Genomic DNA, 22,678 nt, shown 5'->3' on the forward strand with positions numbered 1-22,678 from the left:
ACGGAGTATAGGTAATTATGTACAACTCGCTCGCCGAGCTGATCAAGCCGAGGACGGTAGAGGTAGTTCCTCATGGAAACAACTCCGCGCGTGTGGTTATCGAACCGCTGGAAAGGGGGTTCGGGCACACCCTGGGCAATGCCTTGAGGCGCGTGCTTCTGTCCGCCATTCCGGGTGCTGCGGTCACGGACGTCGTCATCGATGGCGTACTGCACGAATATTCGACCATCGAAGGAGTTCAAGAGGACGTGATCGACGTACTTTTGAATCTCAAGAACCTCGCCATTCGCTTGAACGGGCCGCACGATGTTTACCTCAACATCGATAAGCAGGGGCCGGGGCCGGTTTTGGCGGGCGATATGGAGATTCCCCATGATGTCGAAGTGTTCAATCCGGATTTGCTGATTGCACATATCAACGGGCCCGGGCGTTTGCGCATGACGCTCCACGTTCAGAAAGGACGTGGCTACCAGCCCGTAGCCAGCCGCGCAGTTGAAGGCGATGCGGCGATTGGTACCTTGCATCTGGATGCGAGCTTCAGTCCGATCAAAAAGGTGTCCTACGTAGTCGAGAGCGCACGCGTCGAGCAGCGGACTGATCTGGACCGGTTGGTGATCGAGTTGCAAACCAACGGGACGGTGCAGCCGGAGGAAGCGGTCAAGCACGCCGCGAACATACTCAACCAGCACCTCGGTATCCTGGTTGATCTCAAGGGCGAGGATTTGCCGCTTTTCGGTGAGGACGGACCTCAGTTCGATCCGTTGCTGCTTCACCCGGTGGACGACCTCGAGCTGACGGTGCGTTCAGCGAATTGCCTGAAGGCTGAGAATATCTTCTATATCGGAGATCTGATCCAGCGTAGTGAAGCGGACTTGCTCAAAACCCCGAATCTGGGAAAAAAATCTCTTACAGAGATCAAGGACGTTTTGGCGACCAAGGGTTTGTCGCTCGGCATGCGTTTGGAGAACTGGCCGCCGGAAGGTCTCAAGAAGCTGAATCAATAGCCGTTAGGGGGTAAAGAACCATGCGTCATCGTAAAGCAGGAAGGAAATTCAACCTGACAAGCAGCCATCGTGCTGCATTGTATCGGAATCTGGCGGCTGCACTCGTGGAACACGAGATTATCAAGACGACGCTGCCGAAGGCCAAAGAAATTAGGCGTTACGTGGAGCCTCTGATCACTTTGTCGAAAGAGGACAGCGTGGCCGGTCGGCGGCTGGCGTTCGCCCGGCTTCGCAACCGCGATGCGGTGACGAAGCTGTTTAACGATCTCGGTCCCCGCTTTAAGGCACGCCCGGGGGGTTACACCAGGATTCTCAAATGCGGTTTTCGGGCCGGCGATGCGAGCCCGATGGCGTACGTGGAGCTCGTCGATCGGGCCTGAGTGCACCATGCCGGGAGTGCGGTATTGCTTCCCGGCCCACTTGTTCCGGGGCATCTTGCCCCGTCGTTTCAGTGGGCAGATTGCCCTGCTGGGTGTCGCCCCGATCATTCTTCCCCCCCAAGGCGTCAGTGGCTGCTCCCGATAACTTGCCGCGTCCGGATGTCGCGCTCGAAGAGTGTGAACGGGGTTTCGCGCAGCTAGGGCAACTGGCCGAGCATTGTCCGGAATCCTTTCGGCAGTCCTTGGGCTTCGTCTGTGCATGCAGCTCGTTCTTCCTGGGGGTCTTGAAACGTGACCCCCTTCTCCTCCCCGTACTTCGAGAGATGTTCGAGGGTCCCGCATCCGGCAGGAACCCGGCAGCGGATCTTCAGCAACTTGTGGCCGAGGTGGCCGATCGTGATGGCCTGATGCGGGTATTGCGTCAGTGGCGCAATCGGGAAATGGCTGTCATTACCTGGCAAGACATCTCCGGTCGACTCGATATCGATAGGGTGCTGACGAGGATCTCTGAGACGGCAGAGGCGGCCGTCCGAGTGACCCTCGACTGGCTTTTTAGGGACGCCTGTCGGCGGTGGGGTGTTCCGCGGCGAAAAGATGGCTCGGTGCAGAATCTGGTCGTTTTGGGCATGGGGAAGCTGGGGGGAGGGGAGCTGAACTTCTCCTCGGACATCGACTTGGTGTTCGCCTACCTTGAAGATGGCGAGTTGCCCGGCCGCAACGGCACGACGTATGCGGAATTCTATACACGGCTTGCGCAGTCGTTCGTGCACGTTCTGGACGCCGTGACGGAAGATGGTTTCGTTTTTCGTGTTGACGTGCGGCTGAGGCCTTTCGGCGAAAGCGGACCGCTCGTGGTGAGTTTCGATTCATGCGAACGCTATTACCAGGCTCAAGCACGCGACTGGGAGCGTTATGCGATGGTCAAGGTGCGTGCGGTGGGTGGGGACCCTGAAGATGGCCGGGCGTTCGAGCGGTTCTTCCATCCTTTCGTCTATCGGCGGTATCTCGATTACCGCGTGTTCGGGGAACTGCGTTCCCTCAAAGCCAAGATCATGGCGGAACTCCGGCGGAAGGAGAGGGGCGATAACATCAAACTCGGTCCCGGTGGCATTCGGGAGATCGAGTTCATCGGCCAGACGTTTCAACTGATTCGGGGCGGCCGGAATGTCGAGCTGCAGGACCGCAGGATCCTGGTAGTCCTTGAGCGGGTGGGGCAACTGCGCCTGCTCGAGCACGAAACCGCTTCGTTTCTCTGCGATGCCTATCGGTTTTTGCGTAAAGTCGAAAACCGGCTCCAGCAGTACGAGGACAAGCAGACGCATGAGCTTCCGTTATCCGAGGACCGGCGAGCGCTGCTTGCATACGCCCTGGGTTTCGAGTCGTGGGCGGCATTCGTACACCGTCTCGAGTATTTCCGCTGCCGGGTTCACGAAATTTTCACCCAGCTGATCGCCGAACCTCCGCAACCCGCCTCGCTCGAGCTGCTGCTGGACTGTGCCGATAGGGAACTGGCCCAGGCGCTGGGGGGATTCGAAGGCTCCGCTGAAGCCATCGCCAATGCTTTGATTGAGTTCCGTGCCTCGCCGCCGGTACGGCGGCTCGGCGCCGGCGCCAGGACGGAACTTCAGATCGTCATCGGAAAGCTGTTAGCCGAGCTTGCGGCTTCCCGCATTTCCGACCGGGCGTGCGTATTTGCCAGAGTGCTCAAATTGCTCGAATCGATCGCTGGCAGGGGAGTCTATTTTTCGCTGCTGGCGGAAAATCCTTCCGCCTTGTCGCAACTGGTCAGGCTGGCGGCGGCAAGCCCTTGGATCGTACGGCTCATTGCCGGCGCTCCGATTCTGCTCGATGAGCTGCTGGACTCGCAGACCCTGTACAGCCCCTTGACCCGGGAGTCCTTGGGTCGGGAAGCCGACATCCTTGTCAGCAGTCTGGCCTCCGATGACGACGAGCAGCTGATGTTGCGGCTCAGGCAATTCAAGGCAGCACACCAGCTGCGGATCGCGGCGGCCGACATTATGAACTTCATCCCGGTCATGGTCGTCAGTGATTACTTGACGGATCTGGCTGAGGTCATGATCGATCGGGTGCTCCGGCTGGCCTGGAAATCCGCGGCTGCGCGTCACGGCATCCCACCGATGGCGGAGGAAACCACGGCGGATTTTCCCGGATTCGGGGTTATCGCCTATGGAAAGCTCGGTGGCATAGAGCTGGGCTACGGGTCAGATCTCGATCTGGTTTTCCTCTACGATGGCGTGGCCAGCGATGCTGTCACCGATGGACCGCGTCCGATCAGCGCCGCCGAGTTTTATGCCCGCGTGGTTCAGCGGATGGTCAGTCTGCTGACGGCTGAGATGCTAGGCGGGGCGTTGTATGAGGTCGACCTTCGCCTGCGCCCCAGTGGAAGCTCGGGTCTCCTCGTCAGTAGCGCCGATGCCTATGAAAATTACCAACTTCAACAGGCCTGGACGTGGGAGCGGCAGGCGCTGGTGAGAGCGCGGTTCGTGGCGGGTGATCCGAAGGTGGGCGCGCGGTTCGATGCGATCCGGCGAACCGTGCTTTGCAGAGAGAGAGACAGCCGGCAGGTGAGGTTCGACGTTCGGACCATGCGCGAGAAAATGCGGGAAAACCTGGCGGACAAGCGGCCCGGCGTGTTCGATTTGAAGCAGGGCGTCGGCGGTATTGCCGATATTGAGTTTATCGTACAATTCGGCGTTCTCGTCAGCGCCGCAAAGCATTGCGAGATCACCCGTTGGACCGACACGGTCCGCCTGCTGGAAAGCCTTCGCGCGATAAAGTTCCTGGAGCCCGAGCAGGCGGATCGGCTTCGATGCGCCTACTGCGATTATCGGAGCAAGGTGCATCGTCTGGCTTTGCAGGAAATGCCGGCGTTGGCGTCGTCATCGGAATTTCCCGAACACCGTGCGGCCGTGCAGGCGGTGTGGAAGCAGATCATCGAAGCACCGGCGCTTTGAGCGCACAGCGGCCGACGGCAATTTCACTCTGATTGCAGGAGATCAATTCATGGCAATGGACGATCGGGACGGCCAGATCTGGCTCGATGGGGTGTGGCTTCCCTGGCGCGATGCCAAGGTCCACGTTTTGACCCACACGCTGCACTACGGCTGTGGTGTGTTCGAAGGATTGCGTGCCTACCCTACGGAACGTGGTCCGTCGGTCTTTAGGCTCAGTGATCACACAGACCGGCTGTTCCGCTCGGCCCATATCATGAAAATGTCGATTCCGTTCGACAAGGATACTCTCCACCGCGTCCAACTGGAGGCGGTGGCGCGCAACGATCTGGAAAGCGCCTACATCAGACCGATGTGTTTTCTCGGCGCCGAGGGCATGGGTTTGCATGCTCATGGACTCGCGGTCCATGTGATGGTTGCCGCCTGGCAATGGGGCAGCTATCTCGGGGCTGAAAACATGACTCGCGGTATCCGCGTGAGAACTTCCTCCTACGCCAGGAATCATGTCAACAGCATCATGAGCAAGGCCAAGGCGAATGGGAACTATCTCAATTCCATCCTTGCCGTGCAGGAAGCCATCGAAGCCGGTTGTGACGAGGCGCTATTGCTCGATCATGAAGGCTACGTGGCCGAAGGCAGTGGTGAAAATATCTTCATCGTCCGCCATGGCAAGCTCTATACACCGGATCTGACTTCGGCGCTGGAGGGCATTACGCGGGATACCGTGATGACGCTGGCACGGGAAAACGGCCTGGAGGTCGTGGAAAAACGCATTACCCGTGACGAGGTTTACATAGCCGACGAGGCGTTTTTCACCGGGACTGCGGCCGAAGTCACCCCGATCCGGGAGGTGGACGGTCGGATCATCGGCGAAGGCGGACGCGGACCGGTGACGGAAAAACTGCAAGCACTCTATTTCGACTACGTGCACGGCCGTCGCTCAGACCATGCCGAATGGCTGAGCCTCATCTGACTGGGGCGTACGGCCCGACCGGGCGGCAGGCGCCCCACGGCCACCTGCCGCGCAGTACCTTGATCCCATTTTACTTTAGCATCAGGAAGAATGAGCCACTGCCCCGCTGGACGCTGAGGAGCAATTCCGAGCGGCCTTTGGTGGCACGCTTCAGGTCATCGAGCGTTTCGATTTCCGCGCGGTTCGCCATCACGATGATGTCGCCGGGGCGCAAGCCGGCCTGGAATGCGTAAGAACCCGTGTGGATTTTTTCCACCTGGACACCGCCGCCCGCATTGTTTTTGAGTATGACACCGGACAGTCTGGGATGGATCTTACTGCCTTCCTCCTGGACCAGTTTGGGGGCGCGGATCACCACTTCGCGTACCACTCTCGCCCCTTTGTGCATCACTTCGACCCGGACTTCTTCGCCTATGGGCAGGAGGCCGATGGTGTTGCGGACATCCGCACTGTTCCTGACCGGTCGGTCATTGATACTGAGAACGATGTCACCGGCTTCCAGGCCGGAAGATGCGGCGGGTGAATCCTTTTGGACACCCGTGATCACTGCGCCTTGGTTCTGGTCCAGGCCAAAGGCCTGGGCGAGATCCGGCGTCAGATCCTGGATGGTGATCCCAATCTGGCCGCGGCGGATTTCGCCCTTTTCGACGAGTTGGGTCATGATGCTGGCGGCCATGTTGGACGGAATGGCGAAGCCGATGCCGACGTTTCCGCCGGTGGGTGCGATGATGGCCGTATTCACGCCGACCAGTTCGCCTCGGAGATTGATCAAGGCGCCTCCCGAGTTGCCGGGGTTGATCGACGCGTCGGTCTGGATGAAGTCCTCATAGCCTTCGATGCCGAGTCCGGACCGCCCCAGGGCACTGACGATACCGGAGGTTACGGTCTGCCCCAGGCCAAAGGGATTGCCGATGGCGATGACGAAGTCCCCGACTTCGAGTTGGCTCGAATCACCGATCGGCAACTCCGTCAGATTCTTGGGCTCGACCTTGATGACGGCCAGGTCGGATTCCGGGTCAGCGCCGACTAGCTTTGCGCTCAGTTGACGGCCGTCTCTCAAGGTCACGCTGATCTCGTCCGCCTTGTCGATCACATGGTTGTTGGTGAGGATGTAGCCACGCCGGGCGTCGACGATGACGCCGGAGCCGAGGCTGGTACTTTCACGGCGCCGCGGCTGATTCGGAATCCCGAAGAAATGCCGGAAGAAGGGGTCTTGCATCAGTGGATTCTCGGCGATTTCGATCTGAGTTTTCGTCGAGATGTTTACCACTGCGGGCATGGCTTTTTTCAGCACAGGCGCCAGGCTGGGCAGCGGCAGACCATTGACGCTGGCGGGCAAATCGGCCCAGGCCGGCGGGGTGAGGGACAGGCCGCTGGCGGTAAGCAGCAACAGCGCGGCGACGGCTTTCATGCGCATGGAATTACCTCTCTCAATTATTTTTTCTAAACGGCGTGGCGTGAGGGTCCAAAGTCTAGCAAAAAGCCTGATCGAAAAGCGCCGAACGGCATGGCGAAAACAGGGGTGGCCGCGCGATGATAACCATCTCGACAAGATAGACCGTTAGCGATCATCGCGAGCAGCCACCCAGGCTGCTGACAAATCAGCAGAAGGGCTGATTGACAGGGCCCTTTCTTGAGACCTGCCCTCGGGGGTATTCTCTGCATGTTCAAATTTGCTCCCTGCAATTGTGCATGCTTTGCGCCCGAAGGGTGCATTACAGAGACATATCACATGAGCACAACCGCTTGTTACGAGCGTTGCCCCTGCTCCCGCTCTCCCGTTTGTGGGAGAAGAGAACAAAGGAACGCTTCCCGTTGCTTCACGTTAGGGAGCGGTCTGGTTCATGGGGACGTCGGCGGCCGGAGTCAAAGGGCGTCAGGCTTTGAGCGTCCGCGGGTCGGTGTCGGGAGCGGGGCTGGCTCGCAGTGTTTCGAGCCAGGTGAGCGACTGGCGTGCCGCTGCTGTCCCGTCCTGGAGGCCTTTGGCGATTACCTGCCGTCCCGGGACGAGCTTGCCTAGGACCAGAGCGCCGAGGACCACACTGAAGGAAAGGCAGTAAACTGACCCGTAGACGACTTTGGCAATCAGACCGGGTTTGTCAGAGCCGTCGAAGCCGTCCATAGGAGCGGTGGAAGAGGTTGTCACCATCTCCTCTGGCGCCGCCACCAAGCTCAGGAGGGTGCCGCGCGGCTTGGACGTAATGGGCACGACTTTCTTGGCCATGGGCTTATTCCTCAACGAGTTCACGAACGAGCGCTTTGATTTCCCGGGCTGCTGGGCCTTTGTGGTCGAACTCAAGGACGGAGAGACCGGATGCGGCACTTTCGGCATAGGCAACCCTTTGATTGACCGTGGTCTCCGCAACCGGGAAAGGGTAGTCTTTGAGCGCTTCGGCCACGTCGCGACCGATGGCGGTATGCACGATTTTCCGGTTGACGATGAATCTCCCCGTCAGAGATTCCTTGTATATCTTAACCTCTTGTATCAACTTGACAATCTCGTCGGCAGCCCAGACGTCATAGGGGGAGGGTTGGACCGGGATGAGGATCAGGTCACAGGCCATGATGGCCGACCGGGCGAGTTCATTGACCCGGGGCGGTCCGTCGATGATGACGTGGTCGTAGCTGGAAGCGAGCTCCGGCACGTCCTTGTGCAAAGTCGGTTTCGCCATGCCGACGACGGGAAACAGGGTGTCGCTTTGCCGGGTAGATTGCCAGTCGAGGGCGCTGCCCTGCGGGTCGGCATCGATGAGGAGGATACGCTTGCCCGACAAGGCGAGCGCGGCTGCTATGTTGACCGACAAGGTGGTCTTGCCGACGCCGCCTTTCTGGTTTAGAACGCCGATGATCATACAGGGGTGCCAACCCGCAGGAAGTAGGGTATGGCTATGTATGCTAGTCGATTCTGATGAAGCTTGCATCGCCGGGGATGCCGAACCGTTTCTGGAACCACCGCCGATCCGATAAAGAGGGAGGTGCGCGCAAGCCCGGCCCGCGCGCATTGAGGATGCTGGAGACCGTTATTTGATCTTGGCTTCTTTGTACATGACGTGCTTGCGTACGACCGGATCGAATTTCTTGATTTCCATTTTCTCCGGCATGGTGCGCTTGTTCTTGGTGGTCGTGTAGAAATGACCGGTGCCAGCGCTGGACACCAACTTGATCTTGTCACGCATGGCTCATGCTCCTGCAGTCAAACCCGTTCGCCGCGCTTGCGGATGTCGGCCAGAACGGCGTCGATTCCGCATTTGTCGATGACCCGCAGGCCATGGCTCGACACTTTGAGGCGGACCCAGCGATTCTCACTCTCGACCCAGAAACGGCGCTCGTGAAGGTTGGGGTTGAACAGTCTTTTCGTCTTGTTGTTAGCGTGGGAAACGTTATGGCCTACAATACGTCGCTTCCCCGTAACCTGACATACCTTGGACATGGCTTACCTCAATGTCGGCTTGCAGGGTGGAAAAACGTGCTTTATAAGGGTTTGACGGCGTTTAGTCAACAGCAGGAACGGTTCGGGGAAGACGATGGCTTTGAAGCTCGGGATAGTGATGGACCCGATCGGCAAGATCAAGATCGGGAAGGACAGCAGCTTCGCGATGCTGTTGGAAGCTCAGGCACGGGGCTGGGAACTTTTCTACATGGAGTTGAACGATCTTTACCTGCGTGACGGTCGTGCCCATGCCCGGGTGCGGCGTCTTCAGGTCGAGCGCGACTACGTCCGCTGGTTCGAGTTTCTGGACGAGCGGGACATCGCTCTTGATACGCTCGACGTCATCCTCATGCGGAAGGACCCGCCCTTTGATCAGGAATACATCTATGTAACCTATCTGCTCGAATGCGCGGAGAATCGGGGGGTGTATGTCGTCAATCGGCCGCGTTCGCTGCGGGATGCCAATGAGAAGCTGTTCACCGCATGGTTTCCCCAATGCTGCGCGCCGACCCTGGTGGCCCGTGAGGCGGGCCGTATCCGGGAGTTCCTCCGCGAACATGGCGAGATCGTGCTGAAGCCGCTCGATGGTATGGGCGGCGCATCGATCTTCCGGGTCGCCGAAGGTGATCACAACCTGAGCGTCATTCTCGAAACCATGACCCAGCACAACCGCCGCTTCGTCATGGCACAGCGCTATCTTCCGGAAATCCGGGATGGCGACAAGCGGATCCTCGTCGTCAACGGCGAAGCCGTGCCTCACGCCTTGGCGCGCATCCCCGCCCAGGGCGAAAGCCGGGGTAACCTGGCGGCCGGGGGTCGGGCGGAAGGGAGGGACCTGACTGAGCGGGATCGTTGGATCGTGTCGCAGGTCGGACCCACCCTGCGCGAGCGCGGTCTGGTGTTCACCGGTCTTGACGTCATCGGCGATTACCTCACCGAGGTCAACGTGACCAGTCCGACCTGTATTCAGGAACTGGACACTCTGTTCGGGCTGAATATCAGTGCCATGCTCATGGATCACATCGAATCCGTCGTGTCTGGAGCGGACCTGGCCCGTAATGTCCCTTGAATCGCGCGACCCAATCCGTCTGCTGCTGGCGCTGCTGATCGCATTCGCGGTGCATGCGGCGGTGATCCTCGGTCTGAATGGCCGCCCCGCCGCGACCTCGAAAGATACGCCCAGGGTTTTCGACGTGACGGTGCTGCGGCGTCCTGCTCCCGAGGCACCGAAACGGGCGGAGCATCTGGCGGCGGAAAACCAGCGCGGTAACGACAGGCCGGCGGGTGCCGAGGCGGTGCCGGGCCGCGGAGAAAAAAACATGACGCATCCGGCGCAAAACAAAGCGTCGCGCCCCTTGGCCGAGCGCCCGCCGAAGCCTTTGCTGCGAAGCCCGCGGACAGAACGATCGGTCAGCGCCGCGCCGGAGGCCGAGCCCGAACTTGAAGTCGCTCCATCTGCCCCTATTTCTGCCGAATCCCTGAGCCGGCAGATCGCCGAATTCGGTGCGGCTTACATGCGGCAGCAGCAGGCGGCTCCGCACCCCCGGATGGTCTACATCAACTCCGTCAATGCCCACAAATACAAGGCGGCGGCTTACGAGCGGGCCTGGCAGGACAAGGTCGAGCGCATCGGCAATCTGAATTACCCCGAGGAAGCGCGCCGCAAGAACCTTACGGGCAGTCTGCTGCTGAGCGTGGTCTTGCGGCCGGATGGCAGTGTATACAAGGTGCAGGTGCGGCGTTCTTCCGGGGAGCAGGCGTTGGACGATGCGGCGGTGAGGATCGTCCACCTGGCGGCACCGTTTGCACCGTTTCCTGTGGAGCTGCGGGAGGAAGCCGATATGCTGGTGATCACCCGCACGTGGAAGTTCCTGAACGGCACGCGTCTGGAGACCGCGCCGTAGTTTGCTGCTTGTGGCGCCGCTCACGGAGCGCGGATACTAAAAGACGATGAACCAGGAAGCAGAATTTCTTTCCAACCATTTTCTGATCGCCATGCCCGGCCTGGCCGATCCGCATTTCGCGAAAACCGTGACCCTGGTTTGCCAGCACAATGCGGACGGCGCTCTGGGCATCATCATCAACCGCCCGTCCGAACTGAAGCTGGGCGACATCATGCGGCAGATGGAGATCGATTTGAAGGTCGCCGAGCTGGAAGATCTGCCGGTGTTTTTCGGTGGCCCGGTGCATCCCGAGCGCGGCTTCATTCTGCATGAGCCGGCCACAGTGTGGGCTTCCACCCTGGTGGTTTCGGACCGACTGGCATTGACGACCTCTAGGGACATTCTGGAAGCGGTGGGGCGGGGTGAAGGGCCGAAGCGCATGTTGCTGGCTCTGGGCTACGCCGGTTGGGGGCAAGGCCAGCTCGAGCGTGAGATCATCGACAATTCATGGCTCAACGCGCCCGCGGACAACGCCGTGATCTTCGAGCACCCGCCCGGACGGCGCTGGAAAGCCGCGGCTGATCTGGTAGGCGTGGACATTTCGCTCTTGACCAGCCAGGCCGGGCATGGCTGAGGTGCCGCCCAATTCGCGCGGTGCCACTTATCTCGGTTTCGATTTCGGCGAGCGGAACATCGGGGTTGCGGTCGGGCAATCGGTCACCGGTACCGCGGCGCCGCTCCGGACTCTGCGGGCGCAGCCGTCCGCGCAGTTGTGGGCCGCCATTTCCGAACTGATCGACCAGTGGCAGCCTGCGGGATTGGTCGTCGGACTTTCCCATCAGCAGGACGGCAGCGAAAATCCGATCACGGCGCCGACTTTGCGCTTCTGCCGGCAGCTGGAAGGTCGCTACCGGCTGCCGGTGTACACGGTGGACGAGACACTCACCACGGCTGAATCGCGCACCCACTTCTACCAGCGTCGCCGCCGCAAGTCGGTCGAGTTCGAGCAGGTGAAGGACGAAATGGCGGCGCAACTGATTCTGCAAACCTGGTTTTCGATTGACAAGGCATCACCGAGGTAATACATGAGTCAAGCGGATTTCGACGTCGAAACGCTGCTGGCGCGCCTGGAAGTCTCTCTGCGTGAGGAACTCGCCAGACGCCGGCTCGATGATCCGGCCATGATCGGCGTTCATACCGGCGGAGCCTGGATCGCCGAAGTCCTGCATCGGCGTCTGGGATTCTCCGAGCCGCTGGGCTATCTGGACATCTCGTTCTACCGGGACGACTATCCCCAGTCGGGCATGAATCCGGACGTGCGGGCGAGTAAGCTGCCGTTCCGGGTCGACGGCCGCAACATCGTGCTGATCGACGACGTGTTGTATACCGGACGCACTGTGCGCGCCGCCTTGAACGAGATCTTCGATTACGGCCGGCCCGCGGAAATCGTGCTCGGCGTGCTGATCGACCGCAATGGTCGGCAGATCCCGATCCAGGCCGACTGCATCGGCGGCCGGCTGGAGCTGGAGCCGGGCCAGCGTATCAAGCTCACCGGGCCCGAACCTCTGCAGCTGACGATTCGCACGGGGGGACGATGAGCGCGACGGCTGCGGCCGACATCCAGCTCGACGCTGCCGGGCGTCTGCGTCATTTTCTGACAATCGAAGGTCTGAGCCGGGAATTGCTGGTCCGGATCATGGACACCGCCGAGTCCTTCGCCGGCGTGACGGCTCAGAACGTCAAAAAGGTGCCCCTGCTGCGCGGGAAGACAGTAGTGAATCTGTTTTTCGAGAACAGCACCCGCACCCGGACGACCTTCGAACTCGCCGCCAAGCGTTTGTCCGCCGACGTGCTCAACATCAACATCGCGACATCTGCGACCTCCAAGGGCGAAAGTCTGCTTGATACCGTTCGCAACCTGGAGGCGATGCACGTCGACATGTTCGTGGTACGCCATGCCCAGAGCGGGGCCGCCCATTTCATCGCCCGCCACGTCGCACCGCACATCAGCGTGCTCAACGCCGGAGACGGCCGCCATGCCCATCCGACCCAGGCCATGTTGGACGTGTTCACCATTCGCCGGGCCAAGGGCCGGTTCGCCGGCCTCAAGGTGGCCATCGTCGGCGATATTCTGCATTCCCGGGTGGCGCGTTCCGAAATCTTGGCGCTCAACACACTGGGTGTGGATGAAGTGCGGGTAGTGGCGCCCAAGACCCTCTTGCCGGCCCATGTCGAAGCCTTGGGGGTGGTACCCTACCACGACCTGAACGAGGGGCTGCGCGATGTCGATGTGGTCATCATGCTGCGTTTGCAGCTCGAGCGCATGGGAACCGCGTTCATACCATCCGAACACGAATATTTCCAGCGTTTCGGCCTGACCGAAAAGCGCCTGGAAAAGGCCAGGCCAGATGTCATCGTCATGCATCCGGGGCCGATCAACCGGGGAATCGAGATCGATTCGGCCATTGCCGATGGTCCCCGGTCCGTGATCCTGCAACAGGTGACCCATGGTATCGCGGTGCGCATGGCGGTGATGTCCATGGCCATGCACTCCGGTCCGGACATGGAGGTGCCGGCATGAGCGGGCCGCGCATCCTCATCGAGGGCGGACGTATTGTCGATCCGGCCAGCGGTTTCGACGGCGCGGGTGTGGTGTGCGTGGCGGACGGCGTGATCGTCGGCGTCGGCAACCGTCCGGCCGGCTTCGAAGCGGATCATCGCATCGATGCCTGCGGCCAGATCGTTTGTCCCGGTTTCATCGACCTGTGTGCCCGTCTCCGCGAACCTGGACAGGAACACAAGGGCACCATCGTGTCGGAGAGTGCGGCGGCGGCGGCCGGTGGCATCACGACCTTGTGCTGCCCCCCCGATACCGTCCCCGTCATCGATACGCCCGCCGTGGTCAAGCTGGTGACGGAGCGGGCGGAACAGGCAGGCAAGGTTCGGGTGCTGCCGATCGGTGCCCTGACCCACAGCCTGAATGGAAAGGACCTGAGCGAGATGCACGCGCTCAAGCGTGCCGGCTGCCTGGCCCTGGGCAATGCCGACCGCCCGCTCGCCAATCTGCTGGTGCTGCGGCGGGCGTTGGAATATGCGGCGAGCTTCGATCTCGTCGTGGTGTTCCGTCCCGAAGACCCGTGGCTGCGCAGTCAGGGCTGTGTCCACGAAGGTGCGGTGAGTAGCCGTCTCGGCCTGCCGGGCATTCCTGAGACGGCGGAGACCGTCGCGGTTGCCCAGGCGCTCCCGCTGATCGAGCAGACCGGGGTGCGTGCGCATTTCGGCCAGCTCAGCAGCGGCCGCGCCGTGGAGATGATCGCTGAAGCCAGGGCGCGCGGCGTGCGTGTCAGCGCGGACGTGGCGGTGCATCATCTGCTTCTCACTGAGTCGAGCGTTGACGGATTCGACGCGCTGTGTCACTGCCGTCCGCCGTTTCGCACAACGGCCGACCGCGACGCGCTGGTGGCGGCCGTGGCGGAAGGCCGGATTTCGGCGGTCTGTTCGGATCATCAACCCCACGAGCCGGACGCCAAGCTCGATGTTTTCCCCGAAACCGAGCCCGGCTTGTCTTCGTTGCAGACCTTGCTGCCGCTGATGTGTGCGTTGGTGGTGGAAGGGCGGCTGTCGCTGTCGGCCGCCCTCGCCCGCCTCACTGTGGGGCCTGCGGCGATCCTCGGCCTGGAGTCCGGTCGGCTGGCGCCGGGCGCGCCGGCGGATATCTGTGTATTCGATCCGGCGGCCGTGTGGGTGCCGGCGGCAGGAGGCTGGTTCAGCGCGGGCCGCAACACGCCGTTCTGGGAGCGGACGCTGACGGGACGGGTGGTGGCGACGCTGGTAGGAGGGCGGTTGGTCTACCCCCATGGCGAGACGGCTTCGTGAATGGCGCCGCGGTGCTGTACGTCCAGCCCCTCTGTTTCTCCTTGGGTATCGGAGCCAGTCGCTGCTTTTCGGACGACGACGGGTTGAGCGCGCGTGGGGCTCGATGTTCCCCTTTCAGAGTCCCAACGGCAGGCGGATCGTGAACCAGGCGCCGCCTTCCGGATGATTCGCGGCTTCGACCGTCCCGCCACAATGTCGGACGATGGCTTGGGAAAGCGCAAGTCCCAGCCCGGTCCCGGGCATTCCCTCGGCGCGGGCGATCGAACCCCGGTAAAAACGCTCGAACAGCCGGTCTTTTTCGCCGGCCTCGATTCCCGGCCCGTTATCGCGAACGCTCACGACCGCCTCCGCACCCTTGGCAGTCAGCCGGATGCGGACGGTCCCGCCGGGTGGCGAGAATTTCAGGGCATTTTCCAGGATGTTGGAGAAAACGACGCCGATCGAAGCGCTCGATACACAGGCGGCCACAGGTTGTGAGGCTTCGACGATGATACTGATCGACCGTTCCTGTGCCAACGGTTGCTGGCAACGCACGATTTCGGTAAGCAGCGTGTTCAGATAAACGTTCTCGCCGGGAGCGCCTTCCTGTTGCGCATCGAGCCGGGCCAATTCGAGCAGTGCTTCTACCAATCGTGTCAGCCGCTCCACTTCCTCGAGGCAGGAACGCAAGGTCTGTTCATATTCGTCCAAGCCTCGGGGTCGGCGGAGGGTGATTTCGAGCTCCGTCCGCAGTCGGGACAAAGGCGATCGAAGCTCGTGGGAGGCGTCGGCCGTAAAGTGGCGCTGGACTTCGAAGCTCCGCTCCAGACGATCGAGCATCTCGTTCAGCGTGTCGACCAGTCTGCCGATTTCATCATGGCTGCCCGGATGGGGGAGGCGTTCCCCGAGATTGGCCTCACCGATCCGCCGGGCCTGACGGACGACCTCGTCGATCGCGTGGAACGTCCTGCGAGTCAGCGACGTGCCTGCAATGCCCACCGCTACGAGCAATCCGGAGGTCATGGTGATGAACAACAAGGCGGCCGATTTCATGACGTTTCTTGCGTCATCCAGTGATCCGGCGACCTGGATCGCCAGTCGCGAGCCGTCCTTGTGTACCGGAATCGAGATCATTCGAACCGGTTCCTCGCCGAAAGCCGGGAGGGTATCGAAGACCGTTTCTCCCTGAGCCAGGCGCGCCAGCAGACCTGGCGGCGATGGAAGCCTCGCTGCGCCGAGGTTCGCGCTACGCGCCAGGACGTGGCCCTCGCCGTCGACGATCTGCACCAGCCGGTCGAGACGGGCAAAGGAGGGAGGTGCGGGGCCGGGGGCGGTTTCATGAATCTTGACCGGTTGTTCCCCGGCTTCTAGCAGCATCGCCCGTTCGGTTTCCGCAAGGGCCAGCAGTGCGGCATCGAGCTCACCGTGAACCGCTTGGCGGAGCATCCAGTAGGCACCGGCGGCAGAGCAGGCCAGTACGACGACGACGATGGCCAGGTGGACGAGGATCAGACGTGCCCGTAATCCGAGGATCACGGCGATCCGTCGCCATTCGCCGCCAGGCTGAAGCCGCAGCCTCTCACCGTTCGGATGAGCGGCGGAACGCCGGGCGGGTCCACTTTACGGCGCAGATTGCTGATGTGAACGTCGATCAGATTGTCCAGAGCGATGAGGCCGGTTCTCCATATCTGCTCGGCCAACTGGGTACGGGATACGACCTCACCAGCCCGTCGCAGGAGGAGTTCCAGGATCGCATACTCCTTGGGCGTGAGGGAGAGCTGGCGTCCGCCTCGCGTGATGCGTCGACTTCGCGGATCAAGGACGAGGTCGCCGACTGCCAGCAGCGCCGGACGGGCCGGCTCCGCCCGCCGCAGCAGAGCGCGAACGCGCGCGAGCAGTTCCTCGAAGGCAAAGGGCTTGGTGAGATAGTCGTCGGCGCCGGTGTTGAGTCCCCGGACCCTGTCCGTCAGCGCATCGCGGGCGGTGAGCATCAAAACCGGCGTGCCTATCTGCCGGTTCCGCAGTTCCGCGCAGAAAGCCAGCCCCTCTTTGCCGGGCAGGCGCCAGTCGAGGATGATCAGCCCGTACTCCGTGTGGAAGTTTCTCTGCTCGGCGTCTTCTGCGGAGTGGACGGTGTCGACGCGGAAACCCTCCTCGCAAAGGCCGCGTGCGAGAAGTCCGGCTGCTTTCCGGTCGTCTTCAACCAAGAGAATTCTCATTGTCTGCTGTGGTCTCGATGCCCCCGATAGTCTATCCACCGTGCCCATCTGCCGAAGCCGATCCTGAAGAAGAATTCAGGGTTTCTTGAGCCAATCTTAACCATTGCTTCGCTATCCTGCACCCACCTTCCTCGTAGAGCCCAGGGCGCCATTTGCGCGTCCTGCCCCCAACATCGAAGGGGGCTCGGTCTGTCCAGGCCGGCGTCGATATATCACATAAAAATTCTGACGGATATAGAAAGTGGAGCGGAACGGCTTCCATGCGGACGGAAGAGGTGCCGGCTCGGGCGGGCCCGGGTGGTGTCTGCTTTGCGCCATGTGGCTTCTTGGCGGCTGTACCGCACCGGAATACAGGCCGACGGGTCTCCCTGTCTTTATGCAGGATATCGTCCAGTCTGGAACAGCGCCGGCGGCTTCGCCCGCTCCCTTGCCTTCCGCTGGCGGCGGCATCGCAGGCGCGGCGCGAGAGTTGACCCTAAACCAGGCGATCGGCCGGGCGCTGGAGGCCGATCCGCAAATCAAGGCTGGCTTGGAAAGCATACGGCAGGCAGAGGCGGATTTGGTCACGGCCGGTCTGCTGCCCAATCCCGAGCTGACCGCGGATGTGCTCATGATCCCCTGGGCGCAGCCCTGGCGTGAAACCCGGCAGGGTGGGCCGACCCAGACCGATGCGCTGGTAAGTTTTCCGATCGACTGGTTCCTTTTCGGCAAACGCGCCGCGGCGATCGTCACCGCCCAAAAAGGCGTGGACGTGACCGCGGCCCAGTTCTCCGATCTGCTCCGCCGGCGCATCGCCGGTACCATCGCCGCTTTTTACGACGTGCTGGAGGCCCAGGCCCTGCTCGACCTGGCGCGGGTGGACCTCGACAATCTGTCGCAGCTGGAGCAGATTACAGCCAACCGTGTGGAGCTCGGTGGTGCCGGCACCATCGAGCTGGACCGCGTCAAAGTGTTCATTTTTGGAAGCCGCCGTGAGGTTCGCAGCCGAGAAACCGCTTTGGCGACAGCCATCGCGCGGCTGCGGACCTTCCTCGGCTATTCGGACGACGTCCCGCTGAAAGTAAAGGGGAATCTGGACGTCGCTGCGCCGGCGGCGCCGTTGGCGGCCGATGCCGCTTTCGCCCTGGCGGAGGAAAACCGGCCCGATCTGATCGCATGGCATCGCCAGATCGCGATGGCAGCCGCGAACGTGGAACTGGAGGAGCGCCGAGCTTACCCGGAGGTCAAGCCCGCTTTCGGTTACACCAATCAGTTCCAGCATGAGATGAATCAGGCCAATGCCGATTCATGGAACGTCATCCTGCAAATGCGCCTGCCGGTTTTCGACCGCAACCAGGGCAACATCACCAAAGCCAGGTCATTGAAGAGCCAGGCCGAACACAATCTCACCGCTCAGCTGGTGAGCCTGCGCGCCGAAATCCTCGAAGCGGTCAAGAACTTCGAGGCGGCGCGGGATGCCCTGCTGATCGATGATCCCGGACAGCTCGATGCCGCCCGCAATGTGCGTGACAAGATTCGCGCTGCCTATGAACTGGGTGGTAAGCCGCTGATCGACGTGCTGGATGCCCAGCGCGCCTACCGCGAAACCTTCCGGCTGCATATCGTCAGCCGGTCCAGCTATTGGCATTCACTCTATGCCCTCAACGCCGCTATCGGAAAGCAGGTGCTTCGATGATTTTCCGGTTTCGCACCCTTCCGTTAGCGCTTCGCCGGGCTGTCCTGGCGACCGGTGCGTTGACATTGGCGATGGGGATCTGGCGCTTCTGGCCCGTGTCGGCGCCGCAGTTCGCAGGAGAGCAGCCTCCGAAGCCGGGAACGGCCACCGTCGCCGGCCCTTGGCTCGTCGCCGTCGAGCCCGGGAGCCTCCTGGAGCGGAAGTTCGACCTCACTACGGTGCGAAAGGAACGTATCGGCACCCCCTTGTTGACGGTGACCGGCGCGGTAATGGCGCGGCTTCGTCCCGGTAAGGAGGCGCTGGCGGACCGCTGGCAGTTCAGCAGCGTGGAGTTGTCGCGCATTTACGCCGACTGGGAAAAAGCGAGCACCCAAATGGATTTCGAAGCCAAACGTCTAAAGAAGACCCGCGAACTGACGGCGGCGCAATTACAGTCGCAGGAGCGGGTGGTCGAGCGCCTGCGCAAACTGGTCGCTACCGGCACTGAAGCGGTGCGGGACCTTACCCAGGCGGAAGCAGCCTTGCTGCAGATTCAACTGGAAGGTCAAAAAGCGGTCTTCGAGGCCGAGAGTGCGCTTACCCAAGCCACCCACAGCCACGCCGATTTGGAGCGCCAGTTGCTCCAGGCGGGTGTGGACCCGGCATTGCTCGAGCACGCCGACGCCGATTCGGCCATGGTGATGGCGGATGTGCCGGAAGTCAGGATCAGTCTGGTGAAGCCGGGCCAAGCCTGCGAAGCGCATTTTTTCGGCTTGCCCGGCCAGACCTTCCGGGGAACGGTGAGAAGTCTGGCGCCGGCGTTGTCGCCGGAACGCCGGACCTTGCGCGTGTTTTTCGAGCTCGACGACAGCAAAGGTCAGCTCAAGCCCGGCATGTATGCCGAAATCGGCCTGGGCACCGATCCGCGCGAGGCGGTTCTGGTCCCATCGGACGGGGTTTTGCATATCGGAGATACCGACTTCGTATTGACGGAGGCAGGCAGTGGGCTGTGGCGCGTCACACCCGTTCAGGTCGGGGAGCGGGCCGGGGAGGGGGTTGAAATCCTCGCGGGGCTGACGGGCGGAGAGCGTCTGATCGGCTATGGTGCGATCCTGCTTAAACCCTTGGTGGTACAGGCACTGCTCGAAGCCAGGACGGCTCCGGCGGATGATGGAGACGATCCCTGATGATTGCCAAATTCATTCGAGCAGCTCTGCAGTTCCGCTGGGTGGTCTTGCTCGCAGCCGGTGGCCTGATGCTGCTCGGCGGGTGGCTATTCACACGGATGAAGATCGATGCTTATCCGGATATTTCGGCGCAGATGGTCCAGGTGATCACGACCTATCCCGGCCGCGCACCCGAGGAAGTCGAGCGCCAGGTGACGCTGCCGGTCGAGATCGCCATGCGCAACGTCCCCAAGGTGGAAACCATCCGCTCGCGTACGATCTTCGGGTTGTCGCTGGTCCAGCTCATATTCGAGGAGGGCACGGAAAGCTATTGGGCGCGCCAGCGGGTGCAGGAGAAGTTGACCGGCCTCGAATTACCGGCGGGCGCCCAGGCCGAACTTGGACCGCTTGCCACGGCCTATGGCGAAGTGCTGCGCTACGAGCTGGCCTCGGATGGACGCCAGGACTTGATGGAGCTGCGCACGCTCAACGACTGGGTGGTCATACCCCGCCTGCTCCGGGTGCCCGGCGTCGCGGAGGTCTCCAATTTTGGAGGCTATAAAAAACAATTCGCGGTGCTGCTGCATCCGGCCCAGCTTCAACGCTACGGTCTGTCGGTCAACGACGTGGCAGATGCCATTCAGACCAACAACGCCAGCGCCGGCGGCAGCGTGCTCTCGCGGGGCAGCATGTCGTTCGTGATCCGTGGCCGCGGATCACTCCAGAACGCCGAAGAGATCGGCACGATCTTCGTCAAGTCTCTGGGCGGCACCCCGATCTACATCCGTGACGTCGCCGACGTGCAGCTCGATTCCAAAGTGCCGGCCGGCATATTCAGCAGAGATTTCAAGGACGAGGCGGTCGAAGGCATCGTGCTGCTGCGCAAGGGCGAGAATCCATCCGAGGTGCTGGCCGCGGTGCAGGCGGCGATCGCCGAACTCAATGCCGAAGGGCTGCCCCCCGGCGTCCGGCTCGAGCCTTACTACGATCGCAGCACCCTCATCGAAAGCACGCTGCATACCGTCGGCCACAGCGTGATGACGGGCATAGGTCTCGTCATCCTGATCCTGCTGGCTTTCCTCGGCCGGCCGGCGCTGGCGGCGCTGGTGGCGTTGACCATTCCCTTTGCCCTGCTGTTCGCCCTGGTATTGATGTACCTCGCGGGCATCCCGATCGGGCTGCTTTCGATCGGCGCCATCGATTTCGGTATCATCGTCGACGGTGCCGTGGTCATGGCGGAGAACATCGCCCGGCGGCTGGACGAGAGGGGACGGCGGGAAGCACCGGGAAGCGTGACGCTGACGGTTCTGGAGGCCGCTCTGGAGGTTGAACGGCCAGTGTTCTTTTCGCTGCTGATGATCCTGGGGGCATTCCTGCCGCTGCTGACGCTGACTCACATCGAAGGCTTGCTGTTCCGTCCCATGGCCTTGACCATCGTGTTCGCATTGGGCGGGGCTTTGCTTTCTGCGCTGTTCGTCGTGCCGGTTCTGGCGACCTTTTTTTTCCAGCGAGGCTTTCGGGAATGGCACAATCCGGTGCTGCACTGGCTGACCGGACGGTATCGGCTGCTGTTGACCACGCTCATCCAGCACCGCAAGCCTGTTGTGGCGACCGCGGCGGCGTTCTTGGCTTTGATCCTGGCGACGGTGGTGCCGCGGCTGGGTATGGAGTTCCTACCGTACATGGATGAAGGTGTCATCTGGGTGCGCGCCAACTTTCCGGAAGGCACATCCTTACGGCAGACCGCCCATTTCGGCCGCCGTCTGCGGGAGATCGCCCTGGGCTTTCCGGATATCCAGTTCGCCGTGGCGCAGACCGGCCGTAATGACAGCGGCACCGATCCTTACCCGCCCAGCCGCGTCGAAATGATGCTGGGTCCCAAGCCGCGTGAGGCTTGGACGCGGTTCGGAAACAAGCATGAACTGTTGGCTGCGCTCGGGGCCCGTTTCCGGGAGGAATTTCCGACCACTCGCTTCAACTTCACCCAGCCGATCATCGACAGCGTCACCGAGGACACCAACGGCACCTCGGCCAACCTGGCGATCGAATTCTCCGGTCCCGACTCCGAGGTCCTGCTGGATCTGGCCCGAAAGGCCGAAGCGCTGCTCAAACGAGTGCCGGGCGCCACCGATGTCAACATCGAGCAGGAAGGTCCCCAGCCCCAGCTGCTGATTGAGCCAGACCGTTCCTTGTGTGCCCGCTATAACGTCCGGATCGAAGATGTGACCCGGATGATCGATACCGCCATCGGCGGTTCACCGATAGGTACCCTGTACGAGGGTGAACGGCGTTTCGACATCGTGACCCGGTTTTCGCCGGAGCATCTGCTCTCGCCCCAGGCATTGGGACGGCTGCCGGTCTATAACGCTTCCAATATTCCCATCCCACTCGCGCAAGTGGCACGCATCGAGATCATCGACGGACAGACCATGATCGCCCGGGCCGACGGACGCCGTCGTCTGACGGTCCGCAGCGATATCGTCGGACGCGACCAGGGTGGCTTCGTCGCCGATGCCCAGGCGCGGTTCGAGCAGGAAATCCATATGCCTGCCGGTTACCACGTGGCCTGGCTGGGGATGTACGATAACCTCCAGCGGGCGAAGCGACACTTCGCACTGTTGGTTCCCGTCACGATCGGCGTCATCTATCTTTTGCTCCTGATCACGTTCCGGGCGCAACGGGTGGCGCTGATTTTGCTGACGGCGATTCCGTTCGCCTTCGTCGGTGGGATACTGGCGTTGTATGTGCGCGGGATGAACGTCAATGTGTCGGCGGGCGTGGGTTTTGCTGCGGTATTCGGCGTCTCCATCATGGACGGTGTGCTTCTGCTGCGCACCATCACGAGTCACCGGTTGGCGGGCGTGCCGCTGGAGCAGGCTATCCTTGACGCGGCCACCCGCCGGTTCCGTCCCATCCTGATCACGGCTCTGGTGGCCATCCTGGGCTTGATGCCGGCTTCACTCGCCACCGGCCTCGGTTCGGACGTGCAGAGGCCGGTGGCGACGGTGATCGTCTGGGGTTTGTTCAGCGCGACGATGATGACGCTGCTGTTGATTCCCGTGCTTTATCGCCTGGCGGCGCCTTCTCTGCTGGTTGCGGGCGGGGGCGGGACTTCATAGCAAGGAGCGGGAGCGATCCTGTT

At 61.7% G+C, this 22,678-nt stretch carries 21 protein-coding genes; 14 read left to right on the forward strand and 7 right to left on the reverse strand.

Features of this window, described 5'->3' with window-relative positions:
• The first annotated feature begins 17 nt into the window (after positions 1-17).
• The 4 genes from N4J17_RS08295 to N4J17_RS08310 all read left to right on the forward strand — a co-directional run bounded on the left by N4J17_RS08295 (position 18) and on the right by N4J17_RS08310 (position 5,329).
• The gene (locus tag N4J17_RS08295; protein ID WP_198323934.1) at positions 18-1,004 is read left to right on the forward strand and encodes a DNA-directed RNA polymerase subunit alpha; all 987 of its coding nucleotides are present in this window, start codon (positions 18-20) and stop codon (positions 1,002-1,004) included.
• A 20-nt stretch (positions 1,005-1,024) separates the two neighbouring features.
• Positions 1,025-1,384 carry a 50S ribosomal protein L17 gene (gene rplQ, locus N4J17_RS08300; RefSeq protein WP_198323933.1) on the forward strand — a complete coding sequence of 120 codons (360 nt, stop codon included), beginning with the start codon at positions 1,025-1,027 and terminating at the stop codon, positions 1,382-1,384.
• A gap of 128 nt (positions 1,385-1,512) precedes the next feature.
• Positions 1,513-4,359 (forward strand): bifunctional [glutamate--ammonia ligase]-adenylyl-L-tyrosine phosphorylase/[glutamate--ammonia-ligase] adenylyltransferase, encoded by a 2,847-nt coding sequence (gene glnE, locus N4J17_RS08305; protein WP_277458510.1) that lies wholly within the window; start codon positions 1,513-1,515, stop codon positions 4,357-4,359.
• A 49-nt stretch (positions 4,360-4,408) separates the two neighbouring features.
• Positions 4,409-5,329: a branched-chain amino acid transaminase gene (locus N4J17_RS08310; RefSeq protein ID WP_198323932.1), complete on the forward strand. Its 921-nt coding sequence runs from the start codon at positions 4,409-4,411 to the stop codon at positions 5,327-5,329.
• 70 nt (positions 5,330-5,399) lie between these two features.
• Here N4J17_RS08310 and N4J17_RS08315 read toward each other — a convergent pair whose 3' ends face one another.
• The 5 genes from N4J17_RS08315 to rpmB all read right to left on the reverse strand — a co-directional run bounded on the left by N4J17_RS08315 (position 5,400) and on the right by rpmB (position 8,759).
• Entirely contained in the window at positions 5,400-6,746 is a 1,347-nt protein-coding gene (locus N4J17_RS08315; protein ID WP_198323931.1) for a DegQ family serine endoprotease, read from the reverse strand.
• Between the two features lie 459 nt (positions 6,747-7,205).
• Positions 7,206-7,553 carry a hypothetical protein gene (locus N4J17_RS08320; RefSeq protein ID WP_198323930.1) on the reverse strand — a complete coding sequence of 116 codons (348 nt, stop codon included), beginning with the start codon at positions 7,551-7,553 and terminating at the stop codon, positions 7,206-7,208.
• A gap of 4 nt (positions 7,554-7,557) precedes the next feature.
• Positions 7,558-8,181: a ParA family partition ATPase gene (gene parA, locus N4J17_RS08325; protein ID WP_198323929.1), complete on the reverse strand. Its 624-nt coding sequence runs from the start codon at positions 8,179-8,181 to the stop codon at positions 7,558-7,560.
• A gap of 168 nt (positions 8,182-8,349) precedes the next feature.
• A complete protein-coding gene (gene rpmG, locus N4J17_RS08330) occupies positions 8,350-8,505 on the reverse strand; it encodes a 50S ribosomal protein L33 (protein WP_169604309.1) in 156 nt (51 codons plus the stop codon).
• 17 nt (positions 8,506-8,522) lie between these two features.
• Positions 8,523-8,759 carry a 50S ribosomal protein L28 gene (rpmB, locus tag N4J17_RS08335; RefSeq protein WP_169604308.1) on the reverse strand — a complete coding sequence of 79 codons (237 nt, stop codon included), beginning with the start codon at positions 8,757-8,759 and terminating at the stop codon, positions 8,523-8,525.
• Positions 8,760-8,853: 94 nt separating this feature from the next.
• Here rpmB and gshB point away from each other — a divergent pair, with 94 nt between their 5' ends.
• Genes gshB through N4J17_RS08370 form a run of 7 tightly spaced genes read left to right on the forward strand, consistent with a single transcriptional unit; the run spans position 8,854 to position 14,518 of the window.
• Positions 8,854-9,828, forward strand: a complete 975-nt coding sequence (gshB, locus tag N4J17_RS08340; RefSeq protein ID WP_198323928.1) for a glutathione synthase — start codon at positions 8,854-8,856, stop codon at positions 9,826-9,828.
• Positions 9,818-10,663: an energy transducer TonB gene (locus N4J17_RS08345; RefSeq protein WP_198323927.1), complete on the forward strand. Its 846-nt coding sequence runs from the start codon at positions 9,818-9,820 to the stop codon at positions 10,661-10,663. The genes gshB and N4J17_RS08345 overlap by 11 nt, the downstream gene beginning before the upstream one ends.
• Positions 10,664-10,709: 46 nt before the next feature.
• Positions 10,710-11,276: a YqgE/AlgH family protein gene (locus N4J17_RS08350; protein ID WP_198323926.1), complete on the forward strand. Its 567-nt coding sequence runs from the start codon at positions 10,710-10,712 to the stop codon at positions 11,274-11,276.
• Positions 11,269-11,724 carry a Holliday junction resolvase RuvX gene (ruvX, locus tag N4J17_RS08355; protein WP_198323925.1) on the forward strand — a complete coding sequence of 152 codons (456 nt, stop codon included), beginning with the start codon at positions 11,269-11,271 and terminating at the stop codon, positions 11,722-11,724. The genes N4J17_RS08350 and ruvX overlap by 8 nt, the downstream gene beginning before the upstream one ends.
• A gap of 3 nt (positions 11,725-11,727) precedes the next feature.
• Complete coding sequence (gene pyrR / locus N4J17_RS08360) at positions 11,728-12,240, forward strand: bifunctional pyr operon transcriptional regulator/uracil phosphoribosyltransferase PyrR (RefSeq protein WP_198323924.1); 513 nt, start codon at positions 11,728-11,730, stop codon at positions 12,238-12,240.
• Positions 12,237-13,223, forward strand: coding sequence for an aspartate carbamoyltransferase catalytic subunit (locus tag N4J17_RS08365; RefSeq protein ID WP_198323923.1), 987 nt, complete (start codon positions 12,237-12,239; stop codon positions 13,221-13,223). Before pyrR ends, N4J17_RS08365 begins: the two co-directional genes overlap by 4 nt.
• Positions 13,220-14,518 (forward strand): dihydroorotase, encoded by a 1,299-nt coding sequence (locus tag N4J17_RS08370; protein ID WP_198323922.1) that lies wholly within the window; start codon positions 13,220-13,222, stop codon positions 14,516-14,518. The genes N4J17_RS08365 and N4J17_RS08370 overlap by 4 nt, the downstream gene beginning before the upstream one ends.
• A gap of 114 nt (positions 14,519-14,632) precedes the next feature.
• Here the strand turns inward: N4J17_RS08370 and N4J17_RS08375 are convergent, their stop codons facing one another.
• Positions 14,633-16,033 carry a sensor histidine kinase gene (locus N4J17_RS08375; RefSeq protein WP_198323921.1) on the reverse strand — a complete coding sequence of 467 codons (1,401 nt, stop codon included), beginning with the start codon at positions 16,031-16,033 and terminating at the stop codon, positions 14,633-14,635.
• Positions 16,030-16,704: a response regulator transcription factor gene (locus N4J17_RS08380; protein ID WP_232470690.1), complete on the reverse strand. Its 675-nt coding sequence runs from the start codon at positions 16,702-16,704 to the stop codon at positions 16,030-16,032. The genes N4J17_RS08375 and N4J17_RS08380 overlap by 4 nt, the downstream gene beginning before the upstream one ends.
• Positions 16,705-17,092: 388 nt before the next feature.
• Here N4J17_RS08380 and N4J17_RS08385 point away from each other — a divergent pair, with 388 nt between their 5' ends.
• From N4J17_RS08385 to N4J17_RS08395, 3 genes are read left to right on the forward strand one after another with little or no spacing between them, the layout of a single operon-like run.
• Entirely contained in the window at positions 17,093-18,391 is a 1,299-nt protein-coding gene (locus tag N4J17_RS08385) for a TolC family protein (RefSeq protein ID WP_198323919.1), read from the forward strand.
• Entirely contained in the window at positions 18,388-19,557 is a 1,170-nt protein-coding gene (locus N4J17_RS08390; RefSeq protein WP_198323918.1) for an efflux RND transporter periplasmic adaptor subunit, read from the forward strand. The genes N4J17_RS08385 and N4J17_RS08390 overlap by 4 nt, the downstream gene beginning before the upstream one ends.
• Positions 19,557-22,655 (forward strand): efflux RND transporter permease subunit, encoded by a 3,099-nt coding sequence (locus N4J17_RS08395; RefSeq protein ID WP_198323917.1) that lies wholly within the window; start codon positions 19,557-19,559, stop codon positions 22,653-22,655. The genes N4J17_RS08390 and N4J17_RS08395 overlap by 1 nt, the downstream gene beginning before the upstream one ends.
• Positions 22,656-22,678 lie beyond the last annotated feature (23 nt).

Origin of the sequence: Methylococcus capsulatus, from assembly GCF_036864975.1 — a bacterium.
Taxonomy (GTDB): Bacteria; Pseudomonadota; Gammaproteobacteria; order Methylococcales; family Methylococcaceae; genus Methylococcus.